The organism is Microbacterium hydrocarbonoxydans (genome assembly GCF_011752045.1).
Lineage (GTDB): Bacteria > Actinomycetota > Actinomycetes > Actinomycetales > Microbacteriaceae > Microbacterium.
Window position 1 is genome coordinate 25,318 of record NZ_JAAKXW010000001.1, and the last position, 26,039, is coordinate 51,356.

Annotated in this window: 31 protein-coding genes and 1 tRNA gene; 16 read left to right on the forward strand and 16 right to left on the reverse strand. The window is 72.0% G+C overall.

Annotated features, from left to right (window positions below):
• Genes G6G98_RS00130 through G6G98_RS00140 form a run of 3 tightly spaced genes read right to left on the reverse strand, consistent with a single transcriptional unit; the run spans position 1 to position 1,464 of the window.
• Positions 1-366, reverse strand: coding sequence for an RNA-binding S4 domain-containing protein (locus G6G98_RS00130; protein ID WP_164233899.1), 366 nt, complete (start codon positions 364-366; stop codon positions 1-3).
• Positions 367-384: 18 nt separating this feature from the next.
• Positions 385-840, reverse strand: a complete 456-nt coding sequence (locus G6G98_RS00135) for a hypothetical protein (RefSeq protein WP_164233898.1) — start codon at positions 838-840, stop codon at positions 385-387.
• Between the two features lie 39 nt (positions 841-879).
• Positions 880-1,464, reverse strand: coding sequence for a GNAT family N-acetyltransferase (locus tag G6G98_RS00140; RefSeq protein WP_164233897.1), 585 nt, complete (start codon positions 1,462-1,464; stop codon positions 880-882).
• A 108-nt stretch (positions 1,465-1,572) separates the two neighbouring features.
• Here G6G98_RS00140 and G6G98_RS00145 point away from each other — a divergent pair.
• Positions 1,573-1,646: transfer RNA gene (locus G6G98_RS00145), tRNA-Pro, on the forward strand.
• Positions 1,647-1,833: 187 nt separating this feature from the next.
• On the opposite strand, the gene G6G98_RS00150 is transcribed toward G6G98_RS00145, so the two are convergent.
• The 3 genes from G6G98_RS00150 to G6G98_RS00160 all read right to left on the reverse strand — a co-directional run bounded on the left by G6G98_RS00150 (position 1,834) and on the right by G6G98_RS00160 (position 3,313).
• Positions 1,834-2,085 carry a hypothetical protein gene (locus G6G98_RS00150; protein WP_067353142.1) on the reverse strand — a complete coding sequence of 84 codons (252 nt, stop codon included), beginning with the start codon at positions 2,083-2,085 and terminating at the stop codon, positions 1,834-1,836.
• A gap of 179 nt (positions 2,086-2,264) precedes the next feature.
• On the reverse strand, positions 2,265-3,044 hold the full coding sequence (locus G6G98_RS00155) for an alpha/beta fold hydrolase (protein ID WP_164233896.1): 780 nt from the start codon (positions 3,042-3,044) through the stop codon (positions 2,265-2,267).
• Positions 3,041-3,313: a DUF1905 domain-containing protein gene (locus tag G6G98_RS00160; RefSeq protein ID WP_164233895.1), complete on the reverse strand. Its 273-nt coding sequence runs from the start codon at positions 3,311-3,313 to the stop codon at positions 3,041-3,043. The genes G6G98_RS00155 and G6G98_RS00160 overlap by 4 nt, the downstream gene beginning before the upstream one ends.
• A 59-nt stretch (positions 3,314-3,372) precedes the next feature.
• Between G6G98_RS00160 and G6G98_RS00165 the strand changes: the two genes are divergently transcribed.
• On the forward strand, positions 3,373-4,017 hold the full coding sequence (locus G6G98_RS00165; RefSeq protein ID WP_067353131.1) for a TetR/AcrR family transcriptional regulator: 645 nt from the start codon (positions 3,373-3,375) through the stop codon (positions 4,015-4,017).
• Positions 4,018-4,050: 33 nt separating this feature from the next.
• Here the strand turns inward: G6G98_RS00165 and G6G98_RS00170 are convergent, their stop codons facing one another.
• Genes G6G98_RS00170 through G6G98_RS00180 form a run of 3 tightly spaced genes read right to left on the reverse strand, consistent with a single transcriptional unit; the run spans position 4,051 to position 7,626 of the window.
• Complete coding sequence (locus tag G6G98_RS00170) at positions 4,051-4,749, reverse strand: NADPH-dependent F420 reductase (RefSeq protein WP_243841960.1); 699 nt, start codon at positions 4,747-4,749, stop codon at positions 4,051-4,053.
• A 46-nt stretch (positions 4,750-4,795) separates the two neighbouring features.
• Entirely contained in the window at positions 4,796-6,385 is a 1,590-nt protein-coding gene (locus G6G98_RS00175; protein ID WP_164233894.1) for an amidohydrolase, read from the reverse strand.
• Positions 6,382-7,626, reverse strand: coding sequence for an MFS transporter (locus G6G98_RS00180; RefSeq protein ID WP_067353124.1), 1,245 nt, complete (start codon positions 7,624-7,626; stop codon positions 6,382-6,384). The genes G6G98_RS00175 and G6G98_RS00180 overlap by 4 nt, the downstream gene beginning before the upstream one ends.
• Positions 7,627-7,805: 179 nt before the next feature.
• Here G6G98_RS00180 and G6G98_RS00185 point away from each other — a divergent pair, with 179 nt between their 5' ends.
• A complete protein-coding gene (locus G6G98_RS00185; RefSeq protein WP_067353121.1) occupies positions 7,806-8,408 on the forward strand; it encodes a TetR/AcrR family transcriptional regulator in 603 nt (200 codons plus the stop codon).
• Here the strand turns inward: G6G98_RS00185 and G6G98_RS00190 are convergent.
• Entirely contained in the window at positions 8,398-8,790 is a 393-nt protein-coding gene (locus G6G98_RS00190) for a VOC family protein (protein ID WP_067353117.1), read from the reverse strand. The genes G6G98_RS00185 and G6G98_RS00190 overlap by 11 nt on opposite strands.
• Before the next feature lie 89 nt (positions 8,791-8,879).
• Here G6G98_RS00190 and G6G98_RS00195 point away from each other — a divergent pair, with 89 nt between their 5' ends.
• Both G6G98_RS00195 and G6G98_RS00200 read left to right on the forward strand, forming a co-directional pair.
• Positions 8,880-9,464: an NADPH-dependent FMN reductase gene (locus G6G98_RS00195; RefSeq protein WP_432207055.1), complete on the forward strand. Its 585-nt coding sequence runs from the start codon at positions 8,880-8,882 to the stop codon at positions 9,462-9,464.
• Positions 9,465-9,540: 76 nt separating this feature from the next.
• Positions 9,541-10,203: a UdgX family uracil-DNA binding protein gene (locus G6G98_RS00200; protein ID WP_164233893.1), complete on the forward strand. Its 663-nt coding sequence runs from the start codon at positions 9,541-9,543 to the stop codon at positions 10,201-10,203.
• Between the two features lie 15 nt (positions 10,204-10,218).
• On the opposite strand, the gene G6G98_RS00205 is transcribed toward G6G98_RS00200, so the two are convergent.
• Positions 10,219-11,070, reverse strand: a complete 852-nt coding sequence (locus G6G98_RS00205; protein ID WP_067353106.1) for a DUF72 domain-containing protein — start codon at positions 11,068-11,070, stop codon at positions 10,219-10,221.
• Between the two features lie 109 nt (positions 11,071-11,179).
• On the opposite strand from G6G98_RS00205, the gene G6G98_RS00210 reads away from it, so the two are divergent.
• Positions 11,180-11,380: a hypothetical protein gene (locus G6G98_RS00210; RefSeq protein WP_067353102.1), complete on the forward strand. Its 201-nt coding sequence runs from the start codon at positions 11,180-11,182 to the stop codon at positions 11,378-11,380.
• 1 nt (position 11,381) lies between these two features.
• Here the strand turns inward: G6G98_RS00210 and G6G98_RS00215 are convergent, their stop codons facing one another.
• Both G6G98_RS00215 and G6G98_RS00220 read right to left on the reverse strand, forming a co-directional pair.
• Positions 11,382-12,515, reverse strand: a complete 1,134-nt coding sequence (locus tag G6G98_RS00215; protein ID WP_164233892.1) for a Vms1/Ankzf1 family peptidyl-tRNA hydrolase — start codon at positions 12,513-12,515, stop codon at positions 11,382-11,384.
• Complete coding sequence (locus G6G98_RS00220) at positions 12,512-12,757, reverse strand: hypothetical protein (protein ID WP_164233183.1); 246 nt, start codon at positions 12,755-12,757, stop codon at positions 12,512-12,514. The genes G6G98_RS00215 and G6G98_RS00220 overlap by 4 nt, the downstream gene beginning before the upstream one ends.
• A gap of 148 nt (positions 12,758-12,905) precedes the next feature.
• Between G6G98_RS00220 and G6G98_RS00225 the strand changes: the two genes are divergently transcribed.
• From G6G98_RS00225 to G6G98_RS00235, 3 genes are all read left to right on the forward strand, one after another.
• Complete coding sequence (locus G6G98_RS00225; protein WP_067353091.1) at positions 12,906-13,286, forward strand: DUF2255 family protein; 381 nt, start codon at positions 12,906-12,908, stop codon at positions 13,284-13,286.
• A 262-nt stretch (positions 13,287-13,548) separates the two neighbouring features.
• Positions 13,549-13,932, forward strand: a complete 384-nt coding sequence (locus tag G6G98_RS00230; protein WP_067353087.1) for a hypothetical protein — start codon at positions 13,549-13,551, stop codon at positions 13,930-13,932.
• A gap of 106 nt (positions 13,933-14,038) precedes the next feature.
• Positions 14,039-15,298, forward strand: a complete 1,260-nt coding sequence (locus tag G6G98_RS00235; RefSeq protein ID WP_243841961.1) for an ankyrin repeat domain-containing protein — start codon at positions 14,039-14,041, stop codon at positions 15,296-15,298.
• Positions 15,299-15,325: 27 nt separating this feature from the next.
• Here the strand turns inward: G6G98_RS00235 and G6G98_RS00240 are convergent, their stop codons facing one another.
• The 3 genes from G6G98_RS00240 to G6G98_RS00250 are packed head-to-tail and all read right to left on the reverse strand — an operon-like array spanning position 15,326 to position 21,134.
• A complete protein-coding gene (locus G6G98_RS00240; protein WP_164233891.1) occupies positions 15,326-18,790 on the reverse strand; it encodes an error-prone DNA polymerase in 3,465 nt (1,154 codons plus the stop codon).
• Positions 18,790-20,328, reverse strand: a complete 1,539-nt coding sequence (locus tag G6G98_RS00245; protein WP_164233890.1) for a DNA polymerase Y family protein — start codon at positions 20,326-20,328, stop codon at positions 18,790-18,792. The genes G6G98_RS00240 and G6G98_RS00245 overlap by 1 nt, the downstream gene beginning before the upstream one ends.
• Positions 20,325-21,134: a hypothetical protein gene (locus G6G98_RS00250; protein WP_067353075.1), complete on the reverse strand. Its 810-nt coding sequence runs from the start codon at positions 21,132-21,134 to the stop codon at positions 20,325-20,327. The genes G6G98_RS00245 and G6G98_RS00250 overlap by 4 nt, the downstream gene beginning before the upstream one ends.
• 115 nt (positions 21,135-21,249) lie before the next feature.
• Between G6G98_RS00250 and G6G98_RS00255 the strand changes: the two genes are divergently transcribed.
• From G6G98_RS00255 to G6G98_RS00285, 7 genes are all read left to right on the forward strand, one after another.
• Positions 21,250-21,540: a DUF1905 domain-containing protein gene (locus tag G6G98_RS00255; RefSeq protein WP_067353072.1), complete on the forward strand. Its 291-nt coding sequence runs from the start codon at positions 21,250-21,252 to the stop codon at positions 21,538-21,540.
• A gap of 61 nt (positions 21,541-21,601) precedes the next feature.
• Positions 21,602-22,072 (forward strand): prepilin peptidase, encoded by a 471-nt coding sequence (locus G6G98_RS00260; RefSeq protein WP_067353069.1) that lies wholly within the window; start codon positions 21,602-21,604, stop codon positions 22,070-22,072.
• A gap of 36 nt (positions 22,073-22,108) precedes the next feature.
• Positions 22,109-22,321 (forward strand): response regulator, encoded by a 213-nt coding sequence (locus G6G98_RS00265; protein WP_067353064.1) that lies wholly within the window; start codon positions 22,109-22,111, stop codon positions 22,319-22,321.
• Complete coding sequence (locus tag G6G98_RS00270; protein WP_067353061.1) at positions 22,314-22,946, forward strand: CYTH domain-containing protein; 633 nt, start codon at positions 22,314-22,316, stop codon at positions 22,944-22,946. The genes G6G98_RS00265 and G6G98_RS00270 overlap by 8 nt, the downstream gene beginning before the upstream one ends.
• 74 nt (positions 22,947-23,020) lie before the next feature.
• Positions 23,021-24,172: a type III polyketide synthase gene (locus tag G6G98_RS00275; protein WP_243841962.1), complete on the forward strand. Its 1,152-nt coding sequence runs from the start codon at positions 23,021-23,023 to the stop codon at positions 24,170-24,172.
• Positions 24,162-24,875 (forward strand): methyltransferase domain-containing protein, encoded by a 714-nt coding sequence (locus tag G6G98_RS00280; protein ID WP_067353052.1) that lies wholly within the window; start codon positions 24,162-24,164, stop codon positions 24,873-24,875. The genes G6G98_RS00275 and G6G98_RS00280 overlap by 11 nt, the downstream gene beginning before the upstream one ends.
• Positions 24,872-25,993, forward strand: a complete 1,122-nt coding sequence (locus tag G6G98_RS00285) for an FAD-dependent oxidoreductase (RefSeq protein ID WP_067353049.1) — start codon at positions 24,872-24,874, stop codon at positions 25,991-25,993. Before G6G98_RS00280 ends, G6G98_RS00285 begins: the two co-directional genes overlap by 4 nt.
• The last annotated feature ends 46 nt before the right edge of the window (positions 25,994-26,039 follow it).

The window sequence follows — 26,039 nt, forward strand, 5'->3', positions numbered from 1 at the left end:
TCAACCCTCATCCCGGCCGCGGAGCCGGTCGATCTCGCGGCGCTCGCGCTTCGTAGGTCTGCCGGCGCCGCGGTCGCGTACTCCGAGCATCGCCTGCGGCTCGCGCGCTGGCGTGCGGTCTTCGTAGGCGAGGGCGGCGAGCGGTGCACCGACGCGCTTGACGAGGATCTGCCGGACGATGAGGATGCGGTCGAAGCCGGCGATCCGGATCCGCAGCTCATCGCCGATCTTGACGGCCTGCGCGGCCTTGGCCTTGTCGCCGTTCACCCGCACATGCCCCGCGCGGCATGCGGTGGTCGCGGCTGAGCGCGTCTTGTAGACGCGGATCGCCCACAGCCAGCTGTCGACACGGGCGGACTCGCTCATCGGGGTGTTCGGTGCCTCTCAGGATTCGACGGCGACGTTCGTGATCGTCCCGTCGGCGCCGAAGTGGACCGCAGGCCAGTAGCCCTCGGGGAAGTGCTCCCCGCAGCCGTCGATGAAATGCAGGACGACGGTGCCGTCGGCAGAGGCCTCCAGCGTCTCGAGAGTGAGGTCGGATGCCGCCTCCTCGAGCTCGTGCGGCTCGGGCTCGCCCGTGCTGAACGTCGTCACCACGGCATCCGTCGCCGTGCGGCGCAGCGTGACGAGAGCGGAGACGACCTCGCGGAGCCGGGGGAGCAGGGCGCGCGCCTCGTCGACGGTCGTGCCCTCGACCATGAGCTCGAGCTCGGAGTCGCCGACGGCCACGGTGCCGGCGAACCACTCGTGCGTGAGGACGGAGCCGTCGGCCAGCTCGGTCGTCGCGCGGGTGAGGGTGCCGAGAACAGGGTCGTCGATGATCGGATGCTCGTCGCTCATGGCTCCACGCTAGCTTGTGCCCGGCTTCGCGCGTCGGCCTCAGCCCGCAAGGTCGAGCGTCACCAGTGCGCGGCCGGGTTTCATCTCGGTCTTCTCCTCGAAGCCGGCGGCGAGGAACGTGCTGAGGGTGCCGTGGAAGAGGTCGTTGCTGCGCTTCTGCTGCCCGCGGGTGTCGACGGGGTACCCCTCGATCAGGCGGGCGCCGGATTCCCTCGCGTACTCGACGGCGGCGCGGAGCAGTTCGGTGTTGAGCCCGGTGCCGCGGTGCTCTCTCCGCACGACGAAGCACGTCACCGCCCAGACCGAGTCGTCATCGAACGGCTCCGTGCTGGACGCGGCGATGATGCGCGTGCGCGGCACCCGGGCCTGCCGGGTGCGCGGTCCGATGCGGATCCAGCCGGCGGCCTCGCCGTCGACGTAGGCGATGATCCCCGGTGGCGGACCCGTTTGGATCTCCTCGCGGAGCATCTCCTTGCGCTGCGGCGTCGTCGTCGCGTTCCAGTCCTTGTTGCTCAGCACCGGCCAGATGCACTGGCAGCTGGCGCCGTCGCCGCCGCCCGTCAGAGCGTGCTGCACGTCGTCCCAACGGGCGATGGTCGCCACCTCGGTCGTGATCGTCACCATGCACGCGACGCTACGCGGGGCATCCGACACACGCAACGCCGCCGGTTCGCGGACGGCCGCCAGGTCAGGCTAAGATAGGGGAGTTGCCTGCGCGAGAGCGAAGGACAACGGGCTGTGGCGCAGCTTGGTAGCGCACTTGACTGGGGGTCAAGGGGTCGCAGGTTCAAATCCTGTCAGCCCGACGTAACGAGGAGAGGCTCGGTCCGCGAGGACCGAGCCTCTCCTCGTTACTCGTACCTGTAAAGAGGGGCCCCGCAGCGCAGGAGGCTCCGCGCGCCGCCGTCCTGCGTGCCATCCCTTGCCTCTGCAACTCGCGGCGCGTGGAGGGCGCTGTGGGGACGCAGCCAGACCGATTCAGTCCCGGAACCCCTACGGCGACACAAGGAAAGTCGTGCGCGCACCGCATCCGTCCGGCACGTCGGCGTCGTCACTCTCAGCGAACCCACCGCCAAGGTGGACGGTCGCGCCGTCGTCGAAGACGTCTCCCTTCCAGGTGAGGCCTTCGACACCCCAGGCGGCATCGCCCTCGGGGAAGACGGGCACGACGAGCGATTCGTCTGCCAGCTCGATTACGACGCAGCCGTCGACTTCCCGGAGTGTGCCCTCGAGCAGCGCATCCATCCCATGATCGGGTTGCGGGTACACCGCGAGAGCATCGGATCGCGGTGGAGCGGGCGCGCTGCATCCGCTCGCGACGAGCAGCAGTACCGGAAGAAGCGGGATCGCCGCTGCGCGACTGTTCATGTCGCGAGGCTAGGTCCCGGCGCTGGAGGCCACCTGGGAGGAGAGCCTCCGGCTCCTCAGACCAGCCTCTCCAGCCGCTCTGCCATCGCCTCCGGCTCCCACGAGTGCCATGCGCCGGCGAGTTCCTCCGCGTGCCCGTCCGCGGCGGCATCCGCGATCGCCGCGGCGGTCTCGGCCATGCCCGCGAATGTCTCGGTTCCGTAGACCGCGACCACAGGTGCCGTGGCCGAGGCGAGCACGTCCGAGTACCCGCGCTCCTCGACCTCGGTCAGTGCCTCGCCGTCGGGCACCCAGCCGAGCACGACCTGCGGGTACGCGGGAGACTTCTTCAGCTCCTCGAGCCACTCCGGCGGCATCCCGACCATGTAGCGCGCCACGGCCTCCTCGAGGTCCCCGTCATCGATCGCCTCGCGGACGCCCGCCCACCAGGCCGGGGCGCCTCCGTCGAAGAGCCCGAGCGGAGCCTCCCACAGCACCACGCCGGCGAGGTCCGCCACCCGGGATGCCGCGAGCATCGCCAGCGCGCATCCGGATGAGTGACCGATCAGGATCACAGGGGCATGCGCCTCGGCTGCAAGCGCATCGATCGCGTCCAACTGCGCCTCCAGGCCGATCGGACCCGCCGATGTCGATTCCCCGCGGCCGAGCCGGTCGGGGACGAACGCGCGACCGCCGCGCGCTGCGAATGCCTCGCCCGTGGCGAGCGTGACCGGGTCCTCCGCGCGCGTCGGGCCGGCACCGGCGAGGAACACCGCCGTGACCGCGCCGGGGGAGCCGAGGTCGTCGTAGACGATCCGGTCGCCGCGGGCCGTGACGACCGTGCGCACGTCGCTCATGACGCCGCCTCGATCCGCACGCGCACGCGGTCGCCTGCGGCCTTGCCCAGTGCCTTCCGCGTCGCCGCCTTCACCGGGCCGAAGTGCAGCCCGCGGCCCGTCGGCATCAGCGTGATCTCCACCGGGGTCTCGTCGATCGTCCCGGTGACGCGCACCGGATTGCCGGTGCCGAAGTGCTCGATCGAACCAGGCACGTCGAAGACGGTCCACGATCCGGCTTCCGCGGGGTGGATGAGCTCGGCATCGAACTCGAGGGTCCTGCTGTCCATGAGGAATCGCCCACTTTCAAGACTGGTCGGTCTGATTTCTATAAACTAGACTCGCCGGTATGAAGTCGTCAAGGGGAGATGCGGATCTGCGTCCGAGCTCGATGCGCAAACGCGAGGCGATGCTCGCGGCCGCGCAGGAGCAGTTCCTCGCCCACGGCTACGACGCCGTGACCATGGACTCGATCGCGGCAGCATCCGGCGTCGCCAAGCAGACGCTCTACACGCACTTCGGAAGCAAGGAAGGGCTCTTCCTGGCGCTCGTCGGCTCGCAGACGAGCGCGGCGAGCGAACGGGTGCTCGCCGAACCTCCCGTCGTCCCCCCGGGAGCGGATGCCCGCTCCGTGCTCGCGCCGATCCTCGAGCAGCAGCTCGCCACCGTGCTGGCACCGAACCTTCTCGCGCTGCGCCGGCTCGTGATCGGTCTGCTGCCGCAGTTCCCCGAGCTCGCCCGCGCCCTCCACGAGCACGGGCCGCAGCGCGCGATCGACTCGCTCGCCGAAGTACTCCGGAGGCTCGAAGAAGCTGGCGCCATCCGGGTGACGGCTCCCCAGGCCGCCGCGGCGCAGCTCAACTGGCTCGTCATGGGGGAGCCCGTGAACCGGGCGATGCTGCTCGGCGACGACCAAGCGCTCCCCGGCACTGACGTCCGCACGCAGGTGGCGCGTGCGCTCGACGTCTTCCTCGCCGCCTATCCGCATCACTGAGCAGAACCTGGCGACCGGCCGGCCCAGCGAGCCCTACGAGGATGCTTCGCCGCGCGCCCGCGCGACGACGATGCCGCGCTGCGAGGTCGGGAAGCGCGCGAGCATCTCCCGAAGCTCGGTCGCGTCCACATCGGCACCGAACGCCTCCGCTCCCGGCTCCAGCATGATCCCGGCCGAGAGGGGGCCGGCGACGACCGGATCGAACCCGAGATCGTCGACGAGCGCGCAGACGACGGCGACATCCGCCGGGTCGTCCCCGGCGACCGCGATCGCCTTGCGCTCGGCGGCGCCCTGGGGGCGCGTCTCGTCTTCCAGATCCTGGTACCCCATGTGGCTCAGCGCCTTGACGACCCGCGCCCCGGTCAGATGCTGCTGCACGAGCTCGCTGGTCGAGGTGCGCGGATCGCTCAGATCGTCTCGGACGCCGTCTGAGCCCCACCAGTAGTTCATCGCGTCGATGACGAGCATCCCGCGCAGCGCCTCGGCGTCCAGCGTCCGATACCGGGCGAGCGGCAGCGCGAGGATGACCGCATCTGCTTCCGCCGCGACCGTCGCGGCGGAAGCAGCGATCGCGCCGATCGCCTTCATCGCGGGGGCGATGTGCGCGGAGTCCCCGGATGCCGCGACGACCACGCGATAGCCGGCGGACACCGCGAGCCGGGTGAGCACGGTGCCGAGCCGACCTGCGCCGAGGATGCCGAGCGTTCGGATCGTGCGCGATTCGGTCTGCACACGGCCATCGTACCCACGCGGGCACGAGCGTCCCCGGGCGGAGCGGTCAGATCTCGTACACCGTCCGCCCGCCGATCACCGTGCGCACGACCCGCGCCGACAACAGCGACTCCGGGCCCTCGGTGAACGGATCCGCATCGAGCACCGCGAAGTCGGCGAGCCGGCCGACGGCGATGCTGCCGCGCCGGTCGCCCTCGCCGATCGACGCAGCCGCATCCTTCGTCGCGTGCACGATCGCGCGCTCCAGCGGCAGCGCGTACTGCGGGTGCACGGCGGGGACCGACGGGTCCAGAGCGGAGGCGCGCGTCGACGCGACGTACATGTTCGCGAGCGCCTCGTGCGGCGCCGTCGGAGCATCCGTCGAGAAGGCCAGCAGTGCGCCGGCATCCTCGTACTCGGGCCAGGCGAAACCGCGGTCCGCGCGCTCGTCGCCGAGCTGGGCGGCCCAGTTCGCGAAGATCGCCGGGTCGGCATGCACCGGCTGCATGGATGCCGTCACGCCGAGCCGCGCCATCCGCTCGGCCGTGCCGGGGGCTGCGTACTCGAGGTGCTCGATGCGGTGACGGCGGGGCAGGTCGCCGTTGACCGCGATGGCGTGCTCGATCGCGTCGAGCGCCAGGGTGCTCGCCCCGTCGCCGATCGCGTGCAGAGCGATCTGCAGCCCCGCGGCATCCGCCGCCGCCACGACCGGGAACAGGCGCTCGGCGGGCCAGATCGGGTCGGCGTTCGAGCCGTCGGCGTACGGCGCGCCCATCGCGGCGGTGCAGGCGTCGATCGTGCCGTCGAGCACCAGCTTGATGCCGATCACCTGCACCCCGGCGGTCTCCGCCGCGGCGTGCTCGGCGGCCTGCGCGACCTGGGCGAGGTTCTGCTCATCGTCACCGGTGTTCGCGACGAACCAGTGCGCGGCGACCCGCAGGGGGAGGGCGCCCCGCCTGGCGGCGCGGCCGAGCGCCGCCAGGCCGAGGTCGTCGAAGGCCATGTCGACGGCGCCGGTGACGCCCGAAGCCAGGTACGCGGCGACGACGCGGTCGACCCCGGCATCGCGCTGCGCATCCGTGGTCATCGCGTCGTGGTGCGCCCAGGCGAACTGCTGCGCGGCCGTCTCGTAGAGCATCCCCGTCGGCTCGCCGTCGGCGTCGCGCTGGATGCGCCCGCCGATGGGGTCGGGGGTGTCGCGGGTGATGCCGAGCTCCGCGAGCGCGGCCGTGTTCAGCCAGCAGGAGTGGTAGTCGTTCGCGTCGAGATACACCGGGATGTCCGCGACGGCGGCATCGATCATCGCCGCGGTCGGAGCCCCGCCGGGAACGGCGTCGAAGAGCCAGCCGCGTCCGCGGAGCGCTCCCGACGCCGAGCTCCGCGCGGCGCGCAGACGGGCCTGGATCTCCTCCAGCGAGCCGGCATCCGTGAGACCGACCTGACCGAGGGCATCGCCCATCATGAGCAGGTGCGTGTGCGCGTCGGTGAAGCCGGGGAGCACGGCGCGCCCTCCGAGGTCGACCGCCTCGTCGGCGGACGGCGCGTCGGACTCCGCGCCCACGAAGACGAACACGTCGCCCTCGACGACGACCGCGTCGGCGGGTGCCTGGCCCTCGGCGGTGAAGAAGCGGGCGTTGCGGTACAGGGTGCGACTCATGCGACGGTCTCCGGGATGGCGATGCGGGCGGTGCGCTCGATGCGCGAGGACAGGAGGGCGATCGCACCGGCGGGGATCGCGAGGACGAAGCTCGCGATGCCGAGGGCGATGACGAACCCCTGGTAGCCGAGGATGCCGACCAGCGCCGCCCCGATCACCGGGGTGAGCGCGGAGCCGACGAGGTAGACGGCCAGCAGCGGACCCGACCAGCGCCCGTCGGCGTCGAGGGCGGCCGAGGTCGAGACGAAGTACATGAACGCGAGGGCATACACGGTGTTCCAGGCGACGAACACGATGATGAAGGCGGTCGCGTCGGTGGTGAATCCCTCGACGATCTTCAGGATGCCGCCGGCGATGAGCAGTGTGACGAGCGGCACCGCACGGCCCAGGCGGTCGCCGACGATCATGAGCAGCAGGGAGCCGACCAGGCCGCCTGCGGTCGCCCCGCTCAGCGCGAGGCCGAGACCCTCGGGAGTGAGCGCGGCCTGCTCGGCGCCCATGACGCCGGCCATGGCCCAGAGCGAGTCCTCGCTCGCTGCCCATAGGGCGAACACGACGAGGAGGCCGAAGCCGGCGAGAGTGACGTTCCGCGAGCGCGCGGGGGAGAAGCGCACCGCTCCTGTCGGCGGGATCTCGATGGGCATGGCCTCGGCGACGGCTGCGCCGGCCTGCGGGTCGAGCACCGGGGCGGCCGGCAGCCACGCCGAGACCACGAGGCCGATCACGCTGAACAGGGCGAGGGCGCCGAAGACGTCGATCGGGGCGAGTCCGATGAGCGGGATGACCGCGAGGACGACGGTGATGACGCCGCGGTTCGCGAGGCCGTTGAAGCCGGCGACACGGTCGGGGTTGCGGAAGGCGGCGAGCGCGGCGCCGGATGCGGCGACGGCACCACCGGCCCCGATGCCGCCCGCGAGCAGCCCGGGGATGATCGCCGAGGGGACGAGCGCGGCGGTGGCGAAGCCGAGTGCGCCGAGCGCGAGCCCTGCCCGGGCGACCGTGCGCCGGTGCGCGCCGGCGCACAGCGGGGCGATCGCAAGGCCGGTCACGGCAGTGAGGAGCAGCGTCGCGGTGACGAGCCAGCTGGCGGCGAGGATGTCGATGCCGAGCCCGGTCTGCGCGGCGGTGATCATGTACGGCGAGAGGTTGACGCCGAGGTATCCGGCGATGCCGATCGCGAACGTCGCGGTCGCGGTGGGCAGGCGGAGGGGGACTCTGGTGCTGAGGTCGGGGGCGGTCATGAGACTCCAGGGGGAGGGCGCACGGCGATGTGCGCGGGTCGGGTCGAGCTGGGGTGCATCGGATGCTGCACACAACGTAAACGAATGGTGTTCGTAAACGAATGGTGTTCACTATTATGCACAGGAGGGCCTCCGCACGGAAGACCCCCATCCGCATCCGGCCCTCGAAGGAGAGCACCATGTCGCGGCCGTCCACCCCGCTGCTGTCGCCCGAGATCATCGGCGAGGCGGCGCTCGCCCTCTCGGCGGCGGGAGAGCCCTTCGGCGTCAATGCGATCGCCCGGCGCCTCGGTGTGCGTCCGTCCTCGCTCTACAACCACGTCGACGGCATGGACGGGATCGTCGAGCTCATGCGCGGCAGGCTCGTGGAGGACTATCGAGTCGAGCCGCAGGGTGAGTCCTGGGACGAGTATCTGCTGGCCCTGCTCCGGGAGCAGCGGCGGATGTACGCCGATCACCCGCAGCTGGTTCCGCTCCTCGTGGGCAAGACCATCACCCACCCCGCCGTCATCGCCGCGTACGACGACCTCGCCACCGTGCTCGTCGAGGGCGGGTTCCCCGAGGGCGACGTGCTCGCCGTCATCGGCATCCTCGATGCGTTCGCGATCGGATTCGGCCTGGACCTCGCCTCGCCGGAGGAGGTGTGGCAGCCGGGGGAGGAGACGCGCACACTCGGGCGCATCCTCGAGAACGGGGAACGCGGAGACGCGCGATCGGACCGCACCTTCGAGCTGGGTGCGCGCCTCCTCGTCGATTCGCTGCGGACCCGCTTCAGGAGCTGAGGCGGCCTTCGTCGCTGATCCGGCGGTGCTCCACGAGGCCGACGGTGTTGCCCTCGCTGTCGGTGAGGAAGGCCTGCCACTCCTCGGTGCCGGCGGGGCCGAGCGCGTCGTCCCGATGCGTGAAGATCACGTGCGGCTCGCCGAGGATCGTCGTACCCGCCGAGCGCTGCCCGTCGATGACGGCGTGGATGTCCTCGACCGCGAGGTAGAGGACGGCGCTCGGCGCGCCCTTCTCGAGGAGCAGGCGCACGCCGTCCAGATCGAAGAACACGAGACCGGGCGGGTCGAACGCCGCGGTGGGAGCTGTGCCGAGCAGGCCGGTGTAGAACGCCGTCGCGCGTTCCAGGTCGACGGCCCGCTGTGCGATCTGGATGAGCCTCATGTTCGCCTCCTGTTTCGGAAATCGTAGGCCCTACGGGTTCCGAACGGTGGTAGACCGGAGGCAGTCCTCGACCACAGAAGGAGCAGATCATGACCCATCGCATCGGTTACCTCGTCGGCAGCCTCTCCCAGGACTCGATCAACCGCGTCCTGTCGAAGGCCCTCGTCCGATTGGCGCCCGACGATCTCGAGCTCGTCGAGATCCCGATCCGCGACCTTCCGCTGTACAACCGCGACGACGAGAACGACCCGGTCGCCGCAGTGAAGGAGTTCAAGGACGCCGTGGACGCAGCAGACGGCATCCTGCTCATCTCCCCGGAGTACAACCGCTCGATCCCCGCTGCCCTGAAGAACGCCATCGACTGGGGGTCCCGGCCGTGGGGGCACAACTCCTTCGCCCGCAAGCCCACCGGCATCATCGGCGCCTCGCCGGGCGCCATCGGCACGGCCGTCATGCAGTCCAACCTGCGCAGCGTCCTCAGCTTCCTCAACGCCCCGCAGCTCAACGCACCGGAGGCGTACATCACCTTCAAGCCGGAGGTCTTCGGCGCCGACGGCGAGGTGAAGAATGACCCCACCGAGAAGTTCCTCGCGCACTACATGAGCGAATACGCCGCGTTCGTCGACCGGGTGCTGTCGGTGACCGCCCCCGGGCACATCGGCGACTCCGACTGACCCGACGTCGCGGAGCACGGAGCGCGGGCTCCGCAAGGCCCTGTGCCATGCGGAGCCCGCCGCGTAGCGTCGCGGCATGGAATCACGCAGGCCGGAGGAGCGTCCCGGCGCCCAGGAGTGGGTGCCCGTGACGGACGACGTCGACGATCTCCGCCATGCCGCGGCGGCCTGCCGCGGGTGCGAGCTCTGGCAGGCGGCGACGCAGGTCGTGTTCTCGGAGGGGCAGGCCGGAGCGCGGCTGATGCTCGTCGGCGAGCAGCCCCGCGATCGCGAGGATCGCGCCGGGGAGCCGTTCGTCGGTCCGGCCGGACGAATGCTCGACGACGCGCTGGAAGCCGCCGGCATCCCGCGCGGGACGGCCTACCTCACGAATGCCGTGAAGCACTTCCGCTTCGAGCTGCGCGGGAAGCGGCGGATCCACGAGAAGCCGGCCACGGGACACGTCGTGGCCTGTCGTCCCTGGCTGGAGGCGGAGGTCGCGGCGGTGCGGCCGGCGGTGATCGTGGCGATGGGAGCCACGGCGGCGCGAGCCGTGCTGGGGAGACCTGTCACCATCGGCGAGATCCGCGGCACCGAGGTCGAGAGCGAAGAGTGGGCGGATGCTCGGGTGCTCGTCACCGTGCATCCCTCGAGCCTGCTCCGGCTGCGCGAGGACGCCGACCGCCGCGCCGCCTTCCGCGACTTCGTCGCCGACCTCCGCGCCGCCGCGGAGCTCGCCGCGATCGCCGGAGGCGCGTGAGCCGGCCGGTGCTGCTCAGCGGCGACGAGCGACGATCTCCGCGAGCGCCTTCGCGTCGTGCGGAGCGTGACCCCGGGCGTCGTTGTCGAAGTAGACGTACACGTCGCGACCGCGCCCGTCGCCGGCGCCGCTGCCGTCGGACCAGGCGAGGGCGAGGTCCGCCCACTCCTGCAGCTCCTCCGCGGTGTACGCGCTGTGATACAGCTTCGTCGCGCCGTGCAGCCTGACGTACGCGAACTCCGCCGTGAGCGCGTCGAAGCGCGGCCATCGTCCCGCGGTGTCCGCGACGACCAGAGCCACGCCGTGCTGCTGGAGGATGCGCAGGCACCGGTGGTCATCGAAGGTCCGGGACCGCGGCTCCAGCGCGTAGCGCAGAGGGCGGTCGGCATCCGTCTGGAGCCAGGCTCGTCCGCGGAGGCGCTCGTCGTGCCCGCGCGCCAGCTCGGCCGCGGCGCCGGTCGTCGAGGGAAGCGCACGCAGGAACCCGTCGAGGACCTCCGCATCGAAGCGCTGTCGCTCGGGCAGCTGCCAGAGGATCGGCCCGAGCTTCGGGCCCAGCGCGAGCAGACCGGAGGCGAAGAAGTTCGCGAGCGCCTGCTCGACGTTGCGCAGTCGCAGCATGTGGGTCACGTAGCGGGATCCCTTGACGGCGAACACGAAGTCGTCGGGCACGCTCGCCCGCCAGCGCGCGTAGCTGTCCGGATGCTGGAGCGAGTAGAACGACCCGTTGAGCTCGACCGTCGGGAAGGCGGAGCCGATGAACTCGAGCTCGCGGCGCTGCGGGAGGCCGTCCGGGTAGAAATCTCCCCGCCAGCGCGGGTATCGCCAGCCGGAGACTCCGACGCGCACGATGCCGGAGGAGGTCATGTCCGCTCCCTTCCCGCCGGGACGTCAAGCCCCTTGCCTCGCCGGGCTCCGAGGCGGAGCCTGGAACCGTTCGCATACACGGTGTCCGTGTCAGGGAAGGGGATCCGGAATGTCCGATGCTGATCCGATCGAAGAGCAGAAGCCCGTGGCCGACCTGCGGGAGCAGGAGCGGCCAGATCTCGATGAGCCTGACGACCCGGAATCCCCGGTGACGGCCTCGACCGCGCTCGACGGCGCTGAGGCCGATCCCGCGGATGTGGTCGATCAGCGCGAAGAGGTGCCCCTCGACGACGATCGTCGCGAGGAGTAGCTCACGGGGCCGACTCCTTACCCCACCGCAGCACCGCCACCGGGTCCTCGGCGGGATGGTCGTCCCTGGCCTCGCTCTCGTCGTCGTACCTGTCCTCGGCGACGACCACATCCGCGCCGGTCAACAGGGCCGCCCGAGCCAGCGCCTCGGCCTCCGGGATGCGCGCGACGATGCCGGCGTTCAGGCTGCCCTCGGCGTCGGCTGCGACCCACGGGGAGTCGTCCAGCGCGTCGAGGGTGCGCCCCGATCCGAGCATCCGTGCGTCCAGCAGCAGCCGGTCGACCCGAGCCTGACGGAGCGCCTCGATGACCTCGTGCAGCCCGCGCGCTCCCGATCGTCCTGAGTCGGTCGCGGCATCGTCCGCGATCTCGTCTTCGGCGGACCGGAGATGCTCGTCCAGGGCGGCGGCGACGGCGTCCTCGAGTGCGGTGCGATCGGCGCCGGCAGCGTGGGTGTGCGCGTCCACCTCGATCGCCAGCTCCCGCACGGCATCGCCGAGCTGGTCGAGCAGGAGCTGCCTCGCGCGGACATCGCCGGCGACGATGACGAAGCGGGGAGAGTGCCGGCGCGCCAGCCGCTCGACCACGGCGGCGAGATCCTCCTGGTTGTGCTTCCAGATCTCCTCCGAGGTCCGCTGATACTGGGAGTGCGAACGTCCGCCGGCTCCCACCTTGGGGAGCGCGTCCGTCCTTCCCTCGACTCTCGTCGTGACGTCCGGCTTCCGGCCGGCTCGCTCGACGGTGACGACGGCATCGCCGCGTCCGGCCTCGACGACCAGATACCGGATGCCGCCTTCCCGGTCGCGCAGCAGCGGCAGCACCGGCGGGATCGGCGCGTGCCCGATCAGCTCCGGGCCGCGCCGCGGTCCGGGGACGGTTTCGTTCACGGCGACCTCGCCGTCAGCGGCAAGGAGATAGCGGGACGACGGGGCAGGCAGCCCGGTGCCGGTCTCGACGGCGGCGGCGAGCGCTTCGGCATCCGCCTCCGGGGCGCCGGACTCGGAGAGCCTGCGTCGCACCGACTCCCGGCGGCTCTCCTCGACCACCTGCGGCTCCGCGCCCTGGCCGTCGACGTAGGCGTAGGTCCACGGGCCCGGCCGCTCCAGCAGCGCGGTGAGCTCCTCGCGGCCGATCATGATCCTGCCTCCGTCTCGCCTCGCTCGGAGCCGTGCCGATCCGGCTTCTCCTGATCCGGTCCGTCATGGCGGAACGCGCGCTCGATGTCCGGGTCGTCGGTGTCGTCCGGCAGCGGCTCCGTCTCCCGGAACGGCTCGGCGTGCGGGCTGCCGTGGCCCTGCACCATCCCGCGCGACTCCTGCTCCATCTGCTCGTCGAGTTCCGGCCCGTGCTTCGTGTTGCCCCTCTGGATGTCGCTCATCTCGAATCCCTTCGTCTGTCGCGGTCTTCCCGACGCTACGTCGGCTGCGGCGGGGTGGGACCGGGGTTGACGGGTGCCGAGACGACCGCTAGCCCGGCCTGGGGTGCGGATCGGCCCCGGCGTCGCCACGGCGCGCGAGGATGGAGCCATGACGATGTGGAACACCGATGAACTCGCACGCATCTCGGCTCCGGAGATGTTCGACCTGTCCGCCGAGCTCCCGGACGGCACCGCCCCCAAGACCGTCGGCATCTGGGCCGTCGCCGTCGACGGCCGGCTGTTCGTCCGCTCCTACACGGGGCTGACGGGCAAGTGGTACGGTCCGGCGCTGGCCAGCCTGCGCGGCAGGGTGTCGGCCGGCGGGGTGACGAAGGAGGTCCGGTTCGCGCCTGTCACGGACGAGGAGACGAACGCGGCGATCGACCAGGCGTACCTCGACAAGTACGCGCCGAGCCCCTATGCGCCGGAGATGGGACAGGAGCCGGTGCGGTCGAACACGCTCGAGGTGATCCCGCTCGATCCGGCCTGAGCCCGGTGGTTGCCCTCTCGAGTCTTCCGCCCCAGACGAAACGCTCGAGAGGGCTCACCGTCCATCCCGGACGGGAGGGGAGGCGGCGAAAACTCGCTGTCTCGATTCGGCTGATTCCCCAGTCCTCAGCCGGTAGCCCCCGCTACTGAGGGGAGAATATCGCTTAATCCTCTTGTCCACCATTTGGGGGACAAGGAATCCTGGAACCGTGACCTTTCCGTTACATTCTTGCCTTGCCTGTCCCAGTTCGTAGAGTGGGTCCATGGACAGAAGGCTCGTGCTGAACGCGCAGCTCGCCATCGCGCAGGACCATCGGCTCGAGGTGACGGAGCACGTCGACGCCGACTCCGGCGAGAGCGTGGTGCTCGCGGTCGTCGACCTCGACACCGGCATCCGCTACCGCCGTGCCGAGGAGCCGTCCGGCGAGACGAGCCGCTGGCTCGGCCGCGTTCTGGACTGCACTGTGACCATCGGCGGACACGGGCCGCACACGGTGATCGCCGTCGCGGTGGAAGGACCGGGCGGTGCCGGCGCGAAGGTGGCGCTGCGCGGTGCCGACGCCGCCGCCGAGGCAGCGAAGGCTGAGGCCGATCGCTGGGGCGGGGCGGACCGGATCCCGGAGCCGCCCGCCGAACGCGAGTGGTGATCGGCCGCATCATCCGATCGGCTGTGATTCCCGAGCCGCTCCGCCGACGCACCACGGCACGGCCGCCGCGCACACTGGGAGGGAACCCGATCACGAAGGTGCCCTCATGCGTCGTCCTTTCGCCCTGCTGCTCGCCGGCGTCGTCGCGTCCGTCGTCCTCACGGCGTGCACGAGCGCTCCGATGACGGCCGATCCGACCGGTGAGCCCACCGGGAAGCCGTCCGCCGCGGAGATCGCGCAGGCCGAGAAGGACGAGGCGCTGCGAGACGCGGCCTGGCAGAACGACCTGGCCGCGGCGGCGGCACTCGTCGCCGAGGGTGCTGACGTCGACGCGAAGGACCAGACCCAGCAGTCCGCCTATCTCATCGCGACCAGCGAGGGATACCTCGACCTGCTCCGTCTGACCCTCGCGAACGGTGCGGACGTCGACGACAAGGACAGCTGGAACGGCACCGGGCTCATCCGCGCCGCCGAACGCGGCCACGGCTATGTCGTCGGCCGGCTGCTGCAGGCCGGGATCGACCGCGATCACGTGAACCGCATCGGGTACCAGGCGATCCACGAGGCCGTGATCTTCGGCGAGGACACCGCGCCCTACGCGCTCACCGTGCGCGCGCTGATCGCCGGCGGGGTCGAGTTCGACAGGCCCTCGGGCAGCGAGGGGCTCACCCCGATCGAGATGGCCGCGCAGCAGGGGCTCCCCGGGCTGGAGAGCATCCTCTCCCGGGCGGCCGCGGCGTCAGCCCCCGCGGATCCGAGCGCCGCACTCCTGGAGGCGGCGCGCACCGGTGACGCGGATGCCGCGGCCCTCGCGATCCGCGCCGGTGCCGACCTCGAGGTGCACGACCCCGAGTTCCAGCGCACACCGCTGATGGAGGCGGTGCTCGCCGACCACGTCGCCGTCGCGCAGCTGCTCGTCGCGATGGGAGCCGACCCCGATGCCCCCGACCACCGCCGGGACACGCCGTGGGTGATGACGGGCGTCACCGGCAGCGTCGCGATGCTCGAGGCGCTGCTCCCTGGGCAGCCGGACCTCGGCATCCCGAACCGCCGGGGCGGCACGCCGGCACACCCCGCCGCTGAGCGGGGGCACGTGGAGTACATCCGGCGCATCGTCACGGTCGAGGTGCTCGACACCGCCGCCGTCGCGACCCGCGTCGATCTGAATCGGGTCAACCTCAACGGCTGGACCGCGCTCCTCGAAGCCGTGGTCTTCGGCGACGGCGGTGCGGATCACCAGGAGATCGTGCGGATCCTCCTCGATGCGGGCGCCGATCCGAGCATCCGGGATGCACAGGGGTGCACGGCCCTCGACAACGCGCAGCGGCTGGGCTTCACGGAGATCGCGCGCATCCTCGGCGGCTGAGCCTGCCTCCTGCGGCGACCGGGGTGCTCATCGGAAGTCCCTGGAGCGGTGCGAGATGCCGGTGCGGAGGTCCTCGAAGGCGTCGGCCAGGACGTTCACGACGCCCTCGGCCGAGCGCTCCAGGATGCCGCGGATGATCAGGGCGGGGGAGTCTCTGGCGACCCGGCGGTAGCGGTTCCACACCCCGGTCGAGCAGACGACGTTGACGAGACCGCTCTCGTCCTCGAGATTGATGAACGTGACCCCGGCCGCGGTCGCCGGTCGCTGCCGGTGCGTGACGAGCCCGGCGACCTCGATGCGCCGGCCCACCTCGTGCTCCTGCAGATCGACGGCCGCGAGCACCCCGCGCTCCCGCAGCCCGTCGCGGAAGTGCGCCATCGGATGGTCGTCGGTGGAGACGCCGGTCGCCCAGAGGTCGGCGGAGAGCCGCTCATAGCTGGTCTGATCGGCGAACAGCGGCGGCTGCACGGCCACCGTCGTCCCCGGGAGGAACCGGGCGCGATCCTCGGCCGCCGCCCCGGCGAGCCAGATCGCCTCCCGCCGCTCGAGTCCGAGGCAGTCGAAGGCGCCGGCTGTGGCGAGCGCCTCCACCTGCGCGGTCGTCGCATCGGTGCGGCGCACCAGGTCGTGCAGGTCCCGGTAGGGACCGTGCGCCTCGCGCTCGTCGACGATCCGCTGCGCCATCGCCAGGCCGATCCCGCGCACGCCGCTGAGACCGAGGCGCACGGCGTAGGCGCCGTCCCTGCGGTGCGCCGCGGACTCGTCGGGAGCGTTCCGGTCGAAGCGCAGCGCCTTCGGCTGCGGGACGGCGAGGCAGGCTTCCAGCCCGGTCGGCGCCCGCACCGGCTCCCCGGAGAGCGGCTCCAGGATCTCGGTGGCGCCGGAGGCGTGCAGGTCGGGGCGACGGACCTCGACCCCGTGCCGCCGGGCGTCCGCGGTGAGCGTGGACGCGGAGTAGAACCCCATCGGCTGGGATCGCAGCAGCCCGGCGAGGAACGCGGCGGGATAGTGCAGCTTCAGCCAGGAGCTGGCGTAGACGAGCAGCGCGAACGACAGCGAGTGCGACTCGGCGAACCCGAAGTTCGAGAAGGCCTGGATCTGCGCGTAGATGCGGTCGGCGGTCGTCCTGTCGATGCCCCGGCGGTCCATGCCGGCGTAGAGCTTGTCGCGGACCTTCTCGATCTTCTCGAGTCCCCGTTTGGAGCCCATCGCCCGGCGCAGCAGGTCGGCCTCGTCGGCGGTGCAGTCGCCGATCGCCGTGGCCATCTGGATGAGCTGCTCCTGGAAGATCGGGATGCCCAGCGTCCGCTCCAGGATCGGCTTCAGATCGTCGTGCGGGTACGGGATGGAGAGGGCGATCGGCTCCTCGCCCCGGGCGGCGCGCTCGCGGTTCTCCTCGTCGAGAGCATCCTTCGCCATCTTGCGCCGGACGAACGGGTGCACCGCCCCGCCCTGGATGGGCCCGGGGCGGATGAGGGCGATCTGGATGGCGAGGTCGTAGAAGCTCCGCGGCTGCAGCCGGGGGAGCAGCCCGATCTGCGCGCGGGACTCCACCTGGAAGACGCCGATGGAGTCGGCACGGCAGAGCATGTCGTAGACCGCCGGCTCCTCCTTGGGCAGCGTCTCCAGCCTCCACTGCTCCCCGGTGGCGTCGCGTACGAGGTCGAAGCAGTGCTGCAGGGCGGCGAGCATCCCCAGCCCCAGCAGGTCGAACTTGACCAGACCCATCGAGGCCGCGTCGTCCTTGTCCCACTGGATGACGGTGCGGTTCTCCATCCGGGCGTGCTCCACCGGCACGACCTCGCCCACCGGGCGGGCGGTGAGCACCATGCCCCCGGAGTGGATGCCGAGATGCCTCGGCGCCTTCAGCAGCTCCCCGGCGTATTCGAGGACGTTCGCGGGGATGTCGTGCCCCTCGACGGGCTCGATGCCCGCACCCCAGCCGTCGACCTGACGGGACCAGGCGTCCTGCTGCCCGGGGGAGTAGCCGAGCGCCCTGGCCATGTCGCGCACGGCGTTCTTCGGGCGGTACTGGATGACGTTGGCCACCTGTGCGGCCCGCGTGCGCCCGTACCGCTCGTACACCCACTGGATGATCTCCTCACGGCGGTCGGAGTCGAAGTCCACGTCGATGTCTGGCTCTTCCGTCCGCGTGGTCGCGAGGAACCGCTCGAACGGCAGCCGGTAGAGGATCGGGTCGACGGCGGTGATCCCCAGCAGATAGCAGACCGCGCTCGCCGCGGCCGAGCCCCGGCCCTGGCAGAGGATGCCGCGATCCTTCGCCTCCTTCACGATGCTGTGCACGATGAGGAAGTAGCCGGGGAAGTCCTTCTCCTCGATCACGTCGAGCTCCCGGGAGATCCGCCGCCGGCCGTCGTCGTCCAGCTGCGGGTACTTCGACGGCACCGCCTCCCACACCAGATGCCGCAGCCAGCTCATCGGGGTGTGCCCCTCCGGCACCTCCTGCTTCGGCAGCGCGGGCTTGGCGAGCGTCAGCGGGAAGGCGGATGCCGCGGCCAGCTCCAGGCCGTACGAGATCGCGCCGGGGTACCGCCGGAACCGCGCCGTCATCTCCGCGCCGCTGCGCAGGTGCGCGCCACCGTGCGCCGGCAGCCAGCCGTCGAGGTCGTCCATGCTGCGCACCGCCCGCACCGCGGCCACCGCCTCCGCCAGAGGCGCCCGGTCGGGAGTGGCGTAGTGCACGTTGTTCGTCGCCACCACGGGCAGGCGCATCCGCCGGGCGAGGTCGGCGAGAGCGTCGTTGCGGCGTGTGTCCAGCGGATCGCCGTGGTCGAAGAGCTCGACGGCGACCCGGTCCTGCCCGAACAGGTCGACGAGGCGCCGCAGCGGCGTCGCCGCGTCCCCGGCATCGAGGCCCCGGCGCACCCCGCCCTTGCGGCATCCGGTGAGGATCGTCCAGTGCCCGCCTGCGCTCGCCGCGAGCTCCTCGAGGTCGTACACAGGGCGCCCCTTCTCGCCGCCGCGCAGCTGCGCCGTGGTGATGGCACCGGAGAGGCGGTGGTAGCCCTCCAGGCCCTCGGCGAGGACGAGGAGGTGGTCGCCGATCGGGTCTGGGGTGCCGCGCTGCGGGGCGTCGAGGCCGAGGGACAGCTCGGCGCCGTACACCGTCTGCACCTGCGCCTCCATCATCCCGGCGACCTCGGCGAAGCGGGAGGCGCCGTAGAACCCGTCGTGATCGGTGAGCGCCAGTGCGGTGAGACCGAGCCGCTCCGCCTCGGCGAGGAGCTCCTCGGGGGAGGAGGCCCCGTCGAGGAACGAGAACGAGGAGTGCGCGTGCAGCTCCGCGTAGGGCACGGCATCCGCGGGACGCGGCACGCCGGTCAGCGGCGTCCGCTTGCGCCGCCTCGACACCGGACCCGGATCGGCCCGGTCGCCGCGCGGCTCCGCGCCGACCGGGTGCGGGATCAGCTCCTCGCCGCTGAGGGTGCGCTCCAGCTCGTGCCAGGTGAGCGGAGGGTTGTGCCAGCCCATCAGCGGTACCTGCCCTCGGCCCACCAGCGTCCGCCCGCGCAGAAGACCAGCCAGGCGCGATCCCGGCCGTCGACGATCTGCAGCCGATGTCCGCGCTTGCCGCCGCCGGGCTCCCAACGGTGCTCGTGGATCGGCCACGGGCCCGCCCACGCCTGCACCTCGCCACCGTCGATGAGCGCGGGCTCGGCGGAGAGCGCACCGCGCTCGTCGACGGCGACCGCCACGCCGTCGGCACCCTGCACGGCGATCGGCCGCGGCGGCTGGAACACCTCGGCCGGCAGCGGATCGGGCAGGCTCCCGGGCCAGGGGCGCTCCGGATCGCGCGGTGCGACCGCACGCTCGCCCCACGGGGTGAGCACCTGCCGGTCGGCGAGCCAGCGGCCGCCCGACACCGCGGCGGTGACGACGCCCTGGTGCCCGAGCATCGTCTGCACGCGGGAGACGGCGTGGTGCAGCCGCTCGTCGGTGCCCGAGCCGAAGAGCCCCGGCTGATGGTGGGCCGCGTCGTCGACGGCGACCGGCACGATCCGCACCGCGGCGATGCCGCCCAGCGCCCGCCCCTCGTCCAGCGGGCGCGCGGCGTTCTCAGCCGCGAGCGCCTCCAGCTGCCAGCGCACCCGGTCGACGAGATCGGCGGCGTCGAAGCAGGTCGGATGCAGCCAGGAGCGGGAGAACACCTTCCCGTCGTCATCGGTGAGGTCGATGCGCACCTCGGTGCACACGACGGAGGCGTCGCCGAGCGCAAGCAGCACGGCATCCGCCGTCTGCCGCACCGCGAACGCCACCTGATCGGCGCCGGCGAGAGCCGGCTCGAACTCCACGGCCCGCACCAGCTCGGGGTCGGGCGGACGCGGCACCAGGGGGCGGGAGTCGCCTCCTGCGGCGAGGGCTCGCAGGCGGGAGCCGTGCTCGCCGAAGCGGCTCTGCACCTCGAGCGCGTCGAGAGCCGCGAACTCGCCGAGGGTGCGCACGCCGAGCCGAACGAGGAGTCCGGTGAGCTGATCGTCCCTGAGCACGCGGACGGGGAGCGGGGCCAGGAACTCCGCCGAGCCGCCCGTGGGGATCACGGTGCAGGCATCGGGGCCGCGTGCGGCGAGCTCGGCCGTGAACGGACCGTCGGCGACCCCCGCCCTCGCCTCCGGGAAGCCCGCGTCGGCGAGGATATCGAGCAGCACCCGCCCGGCCTCCGCCTCCCCGCCGTGGTAGCGGGAGATGCCGCGGGCGCGGAGCACGGCGAGCCCCGGACGCAGCAGGGTGACCCCGGGGGCATGCCTCTCGATGAGCCGCAGCACCGGGAGGAAGGCGCGCTCGTCGCGAGACGGATCGTGGGGGAGCACCCGCAGGGAGGAGAGGTGCCCCTGCGCGACGCGGCGGCGCTGGCCGGTGCGCACCCCGTGCTCGCGGGCCGTGGCGGTGCAGGCGACGACCGTGTTCGCGTGCACCAGGGCCGTGGGCGGATGCGGGGGCGCGGCGCCCAGGGCCGCCCGCAGCGGCCAATCGGGGAACCACAGCACGAGGACGCGGAGCGGGGCGTTCATCCGGCCGCCGCCCAGTATCCGGTGCCGGGGGTGTCTGCGGACGCATCGACCTCCCGCAGCGGCGGCAGCGCGGCGAGCTCGGGGAGCACCGCCTCGACGGCGCCTCGGCTGCCGGGCAGGCGCACCCGCACGCTCGAGGGTGCGGGGCTCCGCCGGGTGCGCGCCGTCACCGTCGCCGTGGATCCCTCGATCAGTCCCCAGCCCTCGCCGATGCCGTGCCAGTGCTGGTCGTGCAGGCGGATGCTGCCCTCGCTCTGCGGCCACTCCCCGAAGCGCGAGGAATCGGCGACCGGCCCTTCTTCGGCGACCGGCCCTTCTGCGACCAGCAGGGTGCAGCCGCGATCGCGCAGCCGGGCGCTCAGCCGCGACACGTCGGAGTCGCGCACCCTGCCGCCGGGCTGCACGGCGATCAGCGGGACGACCTCGGCGAGGGCGGAGGTCGCGGCCAGCCAGCGCTCACCCGGCTCCGGCACGAGGATCAGCCGCGGCAGGGCGATGCCGAAGGCCGCGGCCGCCTCGATCCCCAGCGTGGGCATGCCGACCACCGCGCACCAGAGTCCCTTGCGCGAAGCCTCGCCGAGCAGGGCGAGGACGAGGCTCGGCGAGGGGGAGACGGTGTAGGCGGCACCGGTCTGCAGTCCCTCCTCCGGGAGGAGGGTGGAGAACGCGGGATCGAGAGGGAGCAGCGGATGCTCGCTGCGCCGCCGCTGCATGCGGCTGATCTCACGGCGCAGCCGCAGCACCTCTCCGGCGCGGGAGTCGCCGACCGGAGAGAGCGCGGTCACCGCATCGAGCCCGATCCCCATACATCCATCCTCGAACATATATACGAACAAATCAACTGGAGGAGATGAGGCTAGTTCGAACGTCGGACATCCGCCGGAGCGCGCCGATGTCGGCGGCGCTGACTACGCTGGGCGCATGCAGATCGAGTTCGAGAGCGCCGTCACGCGGTGGGAGAAGCGCGTCGACTCCTGGTTCTTCGCCACCATGCCGGCCGAGCTCTCCGTCGAGCTGCGCGAGCTCCCCTCGCCGCCGCGGGGCTTCGGATCGCTGCGGGTGCAGGCGCGCATCGGCGCCACGATCTGGAGCACCTCGATCTTCTTCGACGGCACGGCCTTCGTGCTGCCGCTGAAGAAGGCGGTCCGCGCCGCCCAGGGGATCGAGGAGGGCGACGTGATCACCGTCGACCTCGACATCATCGACCTCTGACGCGGAGGCGGTTATCCACAGCCGGCCGCGCGGCATCCGGAGATTCTCCTAGCCTTCCCTCATGGACCTCCGCACCCTGCTCGTCGTGCTCGTGCACCTCGTGCTCCTCGGCGTCGGCGCCTGGCTCCTCGTCATCGACGCGCGCACCCACCGGCTGCCGAACCGGATCGTGCTGTCCGCCCTGGCCGCGCTGATCCCGCTGGCGATCGTCGACGCTGTCGTCACCGGAGACTCCCGCCCGCTGGTCGGCGCGGTGCTCGGCCTGCTCGTCATGGGCGGCTTCTATGCGCTGCTGCGGGTCGTCAGCCGTGCGGGCATGGGCGGGGGAGACGTGAAGCTCGCCGCCCTCCTCGGCTTCGTCCTCGGCTGGCACGGCTGGCAGGCGCTCGCCGTGGGAGCGGCATCCGCCTTCGTCCTCGGCGCCCTCTACGCGCTGGTCCTGATGGCGCTGCGCAGGGCCGACCGCACCACGCGCATCGCCTTCGGTCCCTGGATGATCCTCGGCGCACTCCTGGGCATCCTGCTGCGCTGAGGTCCCTCCGGCCGCGGACGGCGCTAGGGTGAGCACATGGCACTCGCGCGACTCCACGGCGGCCCGCTGGACGGGCAGATCATCCCCCTCGGCGACGCGGACGACAAGCTGATCGTCCCCTACAGCGAGACGCAGGTGGTGTACAACCGCCGCGGCGAACCGCAGAACACCGGGCAGAACGACGGTCCCACCGAGATCGACTACTGGTACGACGAGTCCCTCGAGGACATCAATCCTGCCGATGTCTGAGCCGCTGACCGGCTCGGAGCCCTCTCGCACGGTCGAGGTGGAGCGCAAGTACGACGTCGACGCCACGACGCCGCTGCCCGACTGGAGCGGCGTCCCCGGTGTCGATGCGGTGTCCGCCGGCGAGCTCCGGGAGCTCGACGCACGCTACCTCGACACCGCCGACGCCGTGCTGTCCCGTTCCGGGGTCGCGCTGCGCCGGCGCACAGGAGGGCCGGACGCCGGCTGGCACATCAAGGGACCCCGCGAGGGTGACGGACGGCTGGAGATCGGCTGGCCGCTGGGCGACGACGAGGGCGTTCCGGATGCCGTCGCGGCGACTCTCGCGCGCTGGACCACGGACGAGCTGCTCCCGCTCGCCAGGATCGAGAACAGCCGCACCGCCTATCTGCTCACCGGCCCGGGCGGGGTCGTCGCCGAGTTCGTGGACGACCGGGTGCGGGCCACCGACCTGCGCCAGGGCGTGCAGCGAGAGTGGCGCGAGTGGGAGCTGGAGCTGGGCCCTGCGGCCCCGGCGGATGCCGAGGGGCGCGAGGCGCTGTTCGCCGCCGTGGAGGAGGCCGTCTTCTCCGCCGGCGGACGGCACGCGTCCTCCGGGTCGAAGCTCGCCCGCGCTCTCGGCTTCTAGCGGGGCGTCCTCGGCGCAACCCCCTTCCGCGGGAAGGCGGCGCATGCTTGAGTGACAGCATGCGCCCCACGGCCGTGCTTCGATCCCTCCAGACGATCGTCCCCGACACCGTCCTCGTGCAGGACGAGGTGAGAGACGTGTTCGCCGCCCAACCCGACATCGGGCGGCTGGCGCAGCGCATCGTCGGCGCCTCGTTCAACGGCTCCGGCATCGACACCAGGCACACGGTGATCGACGAGCTCTCTCTGTCGGCGCACCCCGCGGAGCCGCGGTTCTTCGACGCCGCGACGGGACGGCTGCTCGCCCCCGGCACGAAGGAGCGCAACGAGCTGTACGTGCGGGAGGCGACCCGGCTCTTCGTCGAGGCGGCCCGGCGCTCGCTCGACGCCGATCCCGACGTCGAGGCGTCCGACATCACGCACGTCGTCACGGTCTCCTGCACGGGCTTCCACGCCCCCGGACCCGAGTACGAGATCGTCCGCGCGCTGGGTCTGAGCGACCGCGTGCAGCGGTATCACCTCGGCTTCATGGGTTGCTACGCCTCGATGCCGGCGCTGAGAGCGGCAAGCCAGTTCTGCGCCGCCGACCCCGATGCGGTGGTGCTCGTCGTCAGCGTCGAGCTGTGCACCCTGCACCTGCGCTCCTCGGAGGACCCCGACACGATCGTCGCGTCCTCGCTGTTCGCCGACGGAGCGGCCGCGGGGATCGTCACCGCCCGGGAGCTGCCCACGCCGATGAAGGGCCTCCGGCTCGACCGGTTCCACACCGCCATCGCCCCCGAAGGCGAGAAGGACATGGCGTGGACGATCGGCGACACCGGCTTCGAGATGATCCTCTCCACCGCGGTGCCGCAGATCATCGGCGAGACGATCATCGGGGCGCTGCGGCCCCTGTACGCGGGAGACCAGGGGCTCGCGGACGCCTTCGAGCAGGGCAGCGTCGGCGAGCGGGTCGAGCACTGGGCGATCCACCCGGGCGGACGCAGCATCCTCGACCGGGTGCAGGAGCGGCTGCACCTCAGCGACGCGCAGCTGCACCCGGCGCGGGAGGTGCTCCGCGTGAACGGGAACATGTCGAGCGCCACGGTGCTCTTCGTGCTCCGGAGGATCCTCGAGGAGGAGGGCGCGCGGGCGGGGGAGCGCGTCGCCGCGATGGCGTTCGGGCCGGGGCTCACCGCCGAGAGCGCCCTGATGACGGTCCAGGGGCCGGGAAGCGATGCGACCTGACCTCACGGTCCGCGCGACCGGCGCGCGCGAGCTGATGGACGACCCGTCCGCGGACCGCGGCGCGCTGGCGCGCACGTACCTTCGCTTCGGCGTGGTGAACCGCCTCGTCTCGCGCCCGGGACTGCTCTTCCGTCGAGACGTCCGTCCGCGGGCTCGTCGAGGGGGCATCCGCATCCTCGACGTCGGCGCCGGCGGCGGCGACCTGTGCCGCTTCCTCGCGGCGAGGCTGCGCAGGCACGGCCTCGCAGCCGAGATCACCGCACTCGACCCCGACGAGCGCGCGATCGAGTGGGCGCAGGCCCACGATGACGGGGCCGGCATCCGCTGCCTCTGCGGGACGACGGCCGAGCTGGTGCGCGCCGGCGAGACCTTCGACGTGGTCTTCTCGAACCATCTCCTGCATCATCTGAGCGAGGACGAGCGGACCGGCCTGCTCGAGGACACCGTGCGCCTCACCGCTCCCGGCGGGGTGGCTGTGCATCGGGACATCGCCCGCAGCCGCGCCGCATACATGCTGTTCGCCGCCGCGACGCTGCCCTTCCGGCGGAACCTCCTCGCCGGCTCGTTCATCCGCGCGGACGGACTGACGAGCATCCGGCGCTCCTGGACGGTCGGGGAGCTGAGGGCGGTCGCGGCGCGCGGGTGGAGCGTGCGCGGCGGGATCCCGTTCCGGCTGGAGCTGCGGCGGGAGCAGGGGCGATGATCGATCACGAGGTCATCATCGTCGGCGCGGGGCCGGTCGGGCTCCTGCTCGCCTGCCTGCTCGCGCAGCAGCGGGTGGACGTCGTCGTCTGCGAGCGCCGGCCGGATGCCGACACCCGCAGCCGCGCGATCGGGATCCACCGTCCGGGACTCGACGCGCTGGATGCCGCCGGGATCGGCGCGGAGGTGCGCGCCGAGGCGCTCGCGCTGGAGGGAGGAGAGGTGCGCAGCCGCGGCCGGGTGCTCGCGGCGCTGTCCTTCCCGCCGGAGCGTCCGGTGCTGATACTCCCGCAGCGTCGCACGGACGCGCTGCTCCGCGAGCGGTTCGACCGGCTGGCGGCGGGCAGGCTGCTGGCGGGGCACGTCGTGCGCGGAGTGCGCGACGAGGAGGACTTCGCACGCGTCGCCGTCGACGGCGGACACGGGCTGCGCGAGATGACCTGCGAGCTCGTGGTGATCGCCGACGGCGTGCACAGCGCCCTGCGCGAACAGCTCGGGATCCCGTGGTGCGAGCGACCGGGGCGCGGGCGCTACGCGATGCTGGACGTCCGCGACGAGGCCGCCGGCGCGCGCGCCGCACTGCACTGCGAACCCCGCGGGCTCGTCGAGGCGTTCCCGATGCCGGGCGGGCGACGGCGCTGGGTGGTGCGCGACGCGGTCGGGGAGCCCGACCTCGGCACGGCGGCCGGGTTCCGCCGGGCGATCGAGGAGCGCACCGGCATCCGCGCAGACATCCCCGACGACGCGACCCCGGTCGGATTCCGTGCCGGCCAGCATGCGGCGTCGGGCTTCGGCCGCGGGCGCATCGCGCTCCTCGGCGACGCGGCGCACGAGATCAGCCCCATCGGCGGGCAGGGCATGAACCTCGGCTGGTCGCACGCGATGCGCCTCGCCGAGGACGTCGGCCGGAGCCTCGGAGCGGAGCCCGACCTCCGCCGCTACGCGAAGGGCGCACCCCGGGCGGCGCGCATCGCCCAGCGCCGCAGCGCGTTCTACATGTCGATGGGCGTGCCGGCATCCGGGGTGCCGCTGCACTCCCGGGAGCTGCTCATCCGCGCCCTGGGCTCGCCGCCGCTGCGCGGCTGGGCGACCGGGCTGATCACGATGCGCGGACTGTGAACGACGAAGCCCCCGGATCCGCGGATCCGGGGGCTTCGGCGAGTTC

Coding starts and splice junctions, on each gene's coding strand:
- G6G98_RS00230 (WP_067353087.1), top strand. CDS start 13,549: ATGGACAGAAGGCTCGTGCTGAACGCGCAGCTCGCCATCGCGCAGGAC.
- G6G98_RS00270 (WP_067353061.1), top strand. CDS start 22,314: ATGTCTGAGCCGCTGACCGGCTCGGAGCCCTCTCGCACGGTCGAGGTG.
- G6G98_RS00280 (WP_067353052.1), top strand. CDS start 24,162: ATGCGACCTGACCTCACGGTCCGCGCGACCGGCGCGCGCGAGCTGATG.
- G6G98_RS00250 (WP_067353075.1), bottom strand. CDS start 21,134: ATGGGGATCGGGCTCGATGCGGTGACCGCGCTCTCTCCGGTCGGCGAC.
- G6G98_RS00150 (WP_067353142.1), bottom strand. CDS start 2,085: ATGGATGCGCTGCTCGAGGGCACACTCCGGGAAGTCGACGGCTGCGTC.
- G6G98_RS00165 (WP_067353131.1), top strand. CDS start 3,373: ATGAAGTCGTCAAGGGGAGATGCGGATCTGCGTCCGAGCTCGATGCGC.
- G6G98_RS00220 (WP_164233183.1), bottom strand. CDS start 12,757: ATGAGCGACATCCAGAGGGGCAACACGAAGCACGGGCCGGAACTCGAC.
- G6G98_RS00160 (WP_164233895.1), bottom strand. CDS start 3,313: ATGGACAGCAGGACCCTCGAGTTCGATGCCGAGCTCATCCACCCCGCG.
- G6G98_RS00235 (WP_243841961.1), top strand. CDS start 14,039: ATGCGTCGTCCTTTCGCCCTGCTGCTCGCCGGCGTCGTCGCGTCCGTC.
- G6G98_RS00255 (WP_067353072.1), top strand. CDS start 21,250: ATGCAGATCGAGTTCGAGAGCGCCGTCACGCGGTGGGAGAAGCGCGTC.
- G6G98_RS00195 (WP_432207055.1), top strand. CDS start 8,880: ATGACCCATCGCATCGGTTACCTCGTCGGCAGCCTCTCCCAGGACTCG.
- G6G98_RS00265 (WP_067353064.1), top strand. CDS start 22,109: ATGGCACTCGCGCGACTCCACGGCGGCCCGCTGGACGGGCAGATCATC.
- G6G98_RS00155 (WP_164233896.1), bottom strand. CDS start 3,044: ATGAGCGACGTGCGCACGGTCGTCACGGCCCGCGGCGACCGGATCGTC.
- G6G98_RS00285 (WP_067353049.1), top strand. CDS start 24,872: ATGATCGATCACGAGGTCATCATCGTCGGCGCGGGGCCGGTCGGGCTC.
- G6G98_RS00240 (WP_164233891.1), bottom strand. CDS start 18,790: ATGGGCTGGCACAACCCTCCGCTCACCTGGCACGAGCTGGAGCGCACC.
- G6G98_RS00135 (WP_164233898.1), bottom strand. CDS start 840: ATGAGCGACGAGCATCCGATCATCGACGACCCTGTTCTCGGCACCCTC.
- G6G98_RS00205 (WP_067353106.1), bottom strand. CDS start 11,070: ATGACCTCCTCCGGCATCGTGCGCGTCGGAGTCTCCGGCTGGCGATAC.
- G6G98_RS00180 (WP_067353124.1), bottom strand. CDS start 7,626: ATGACCGCCCCCGACCTCAGCACCAGAGTCCCCCTCCGCCTGCCCACC.
- G6G98_RS00185 (WP_067353121.1), top strand. CDS start 7,806: ATGTCGCGGCCGTCCACCCCGCTGCTGTCGCCCGAGATCATCGGCGAG.
- G6G98_RS00130 (WP_164233899.1), bottom strand. CDS start 366: ATGAGCGAGTCCGCCCGTGTCGACAGCTGGCTGTGGGCGATCCGCGTC.
- G6G98_RS00190 (WP_067353117.1), bottom strand. CDS start 8,790: ATGAGGCTCATCCAGATCGCACAGCGGGCCGTCGACCTGGAACGCGCG.
- G6G98_RS00210 (WP_067353102.1), top strand. CDS start 11,180: ATGTCCGATGCTGATCCGATCGAAGAGCAGAAGCCCGTGGCCGACCTG.
- G6G98_RS00260 (WP_067353069.1), top strand. CDS start 21,602: ATGGACCTCCGCACCCTGCTCGTCGTGCTCGTGCACCTCGTGCTCCTC.
- G6G98_RS00200 (WP_164233893.1), top strand. CDS start 9,541: ATGGAATCACGCAGGCCGGAGGAGCGTCCCGGCGCCCAGGAGTGGGTG.
- G6G98_RS00175 (WP_164233894.1), bottom strand. CDS start 6,385: ATGAGTCGCACCCTGTACCGCAACGCCCGCTTCTTCACCGCCGAGGGC.
- G6G98_RS00225 (WP_067353091.1), top strand. CDS start 12,906: ATGACGATGTGGAACACCGATGAACTCGCACGCATCTCGGCTCCGGAG.
- G6G98_RS00140 (WP_164233897.1), bottom strand. CDS start 1,464: ATGGTGACGATCACGACCGAGGTGGCGACCATCGCCCGTTGGGACGAC.
- G6G98_RS00215 (WP_164233892.1), bottom strand. CDS start 12,515: ATGATCGGCCGCGAGGAGCTCACCGCGCTGCTGGAGCGGCCGGGCCCG.
- G6G98_RS00245 (WP_164233890.1), bottom strand. CDS start 20,328: ATGAACGCCCCGCTCCGCGTCCTCGTGCTGTGGTTCCCCGATTGGCCG.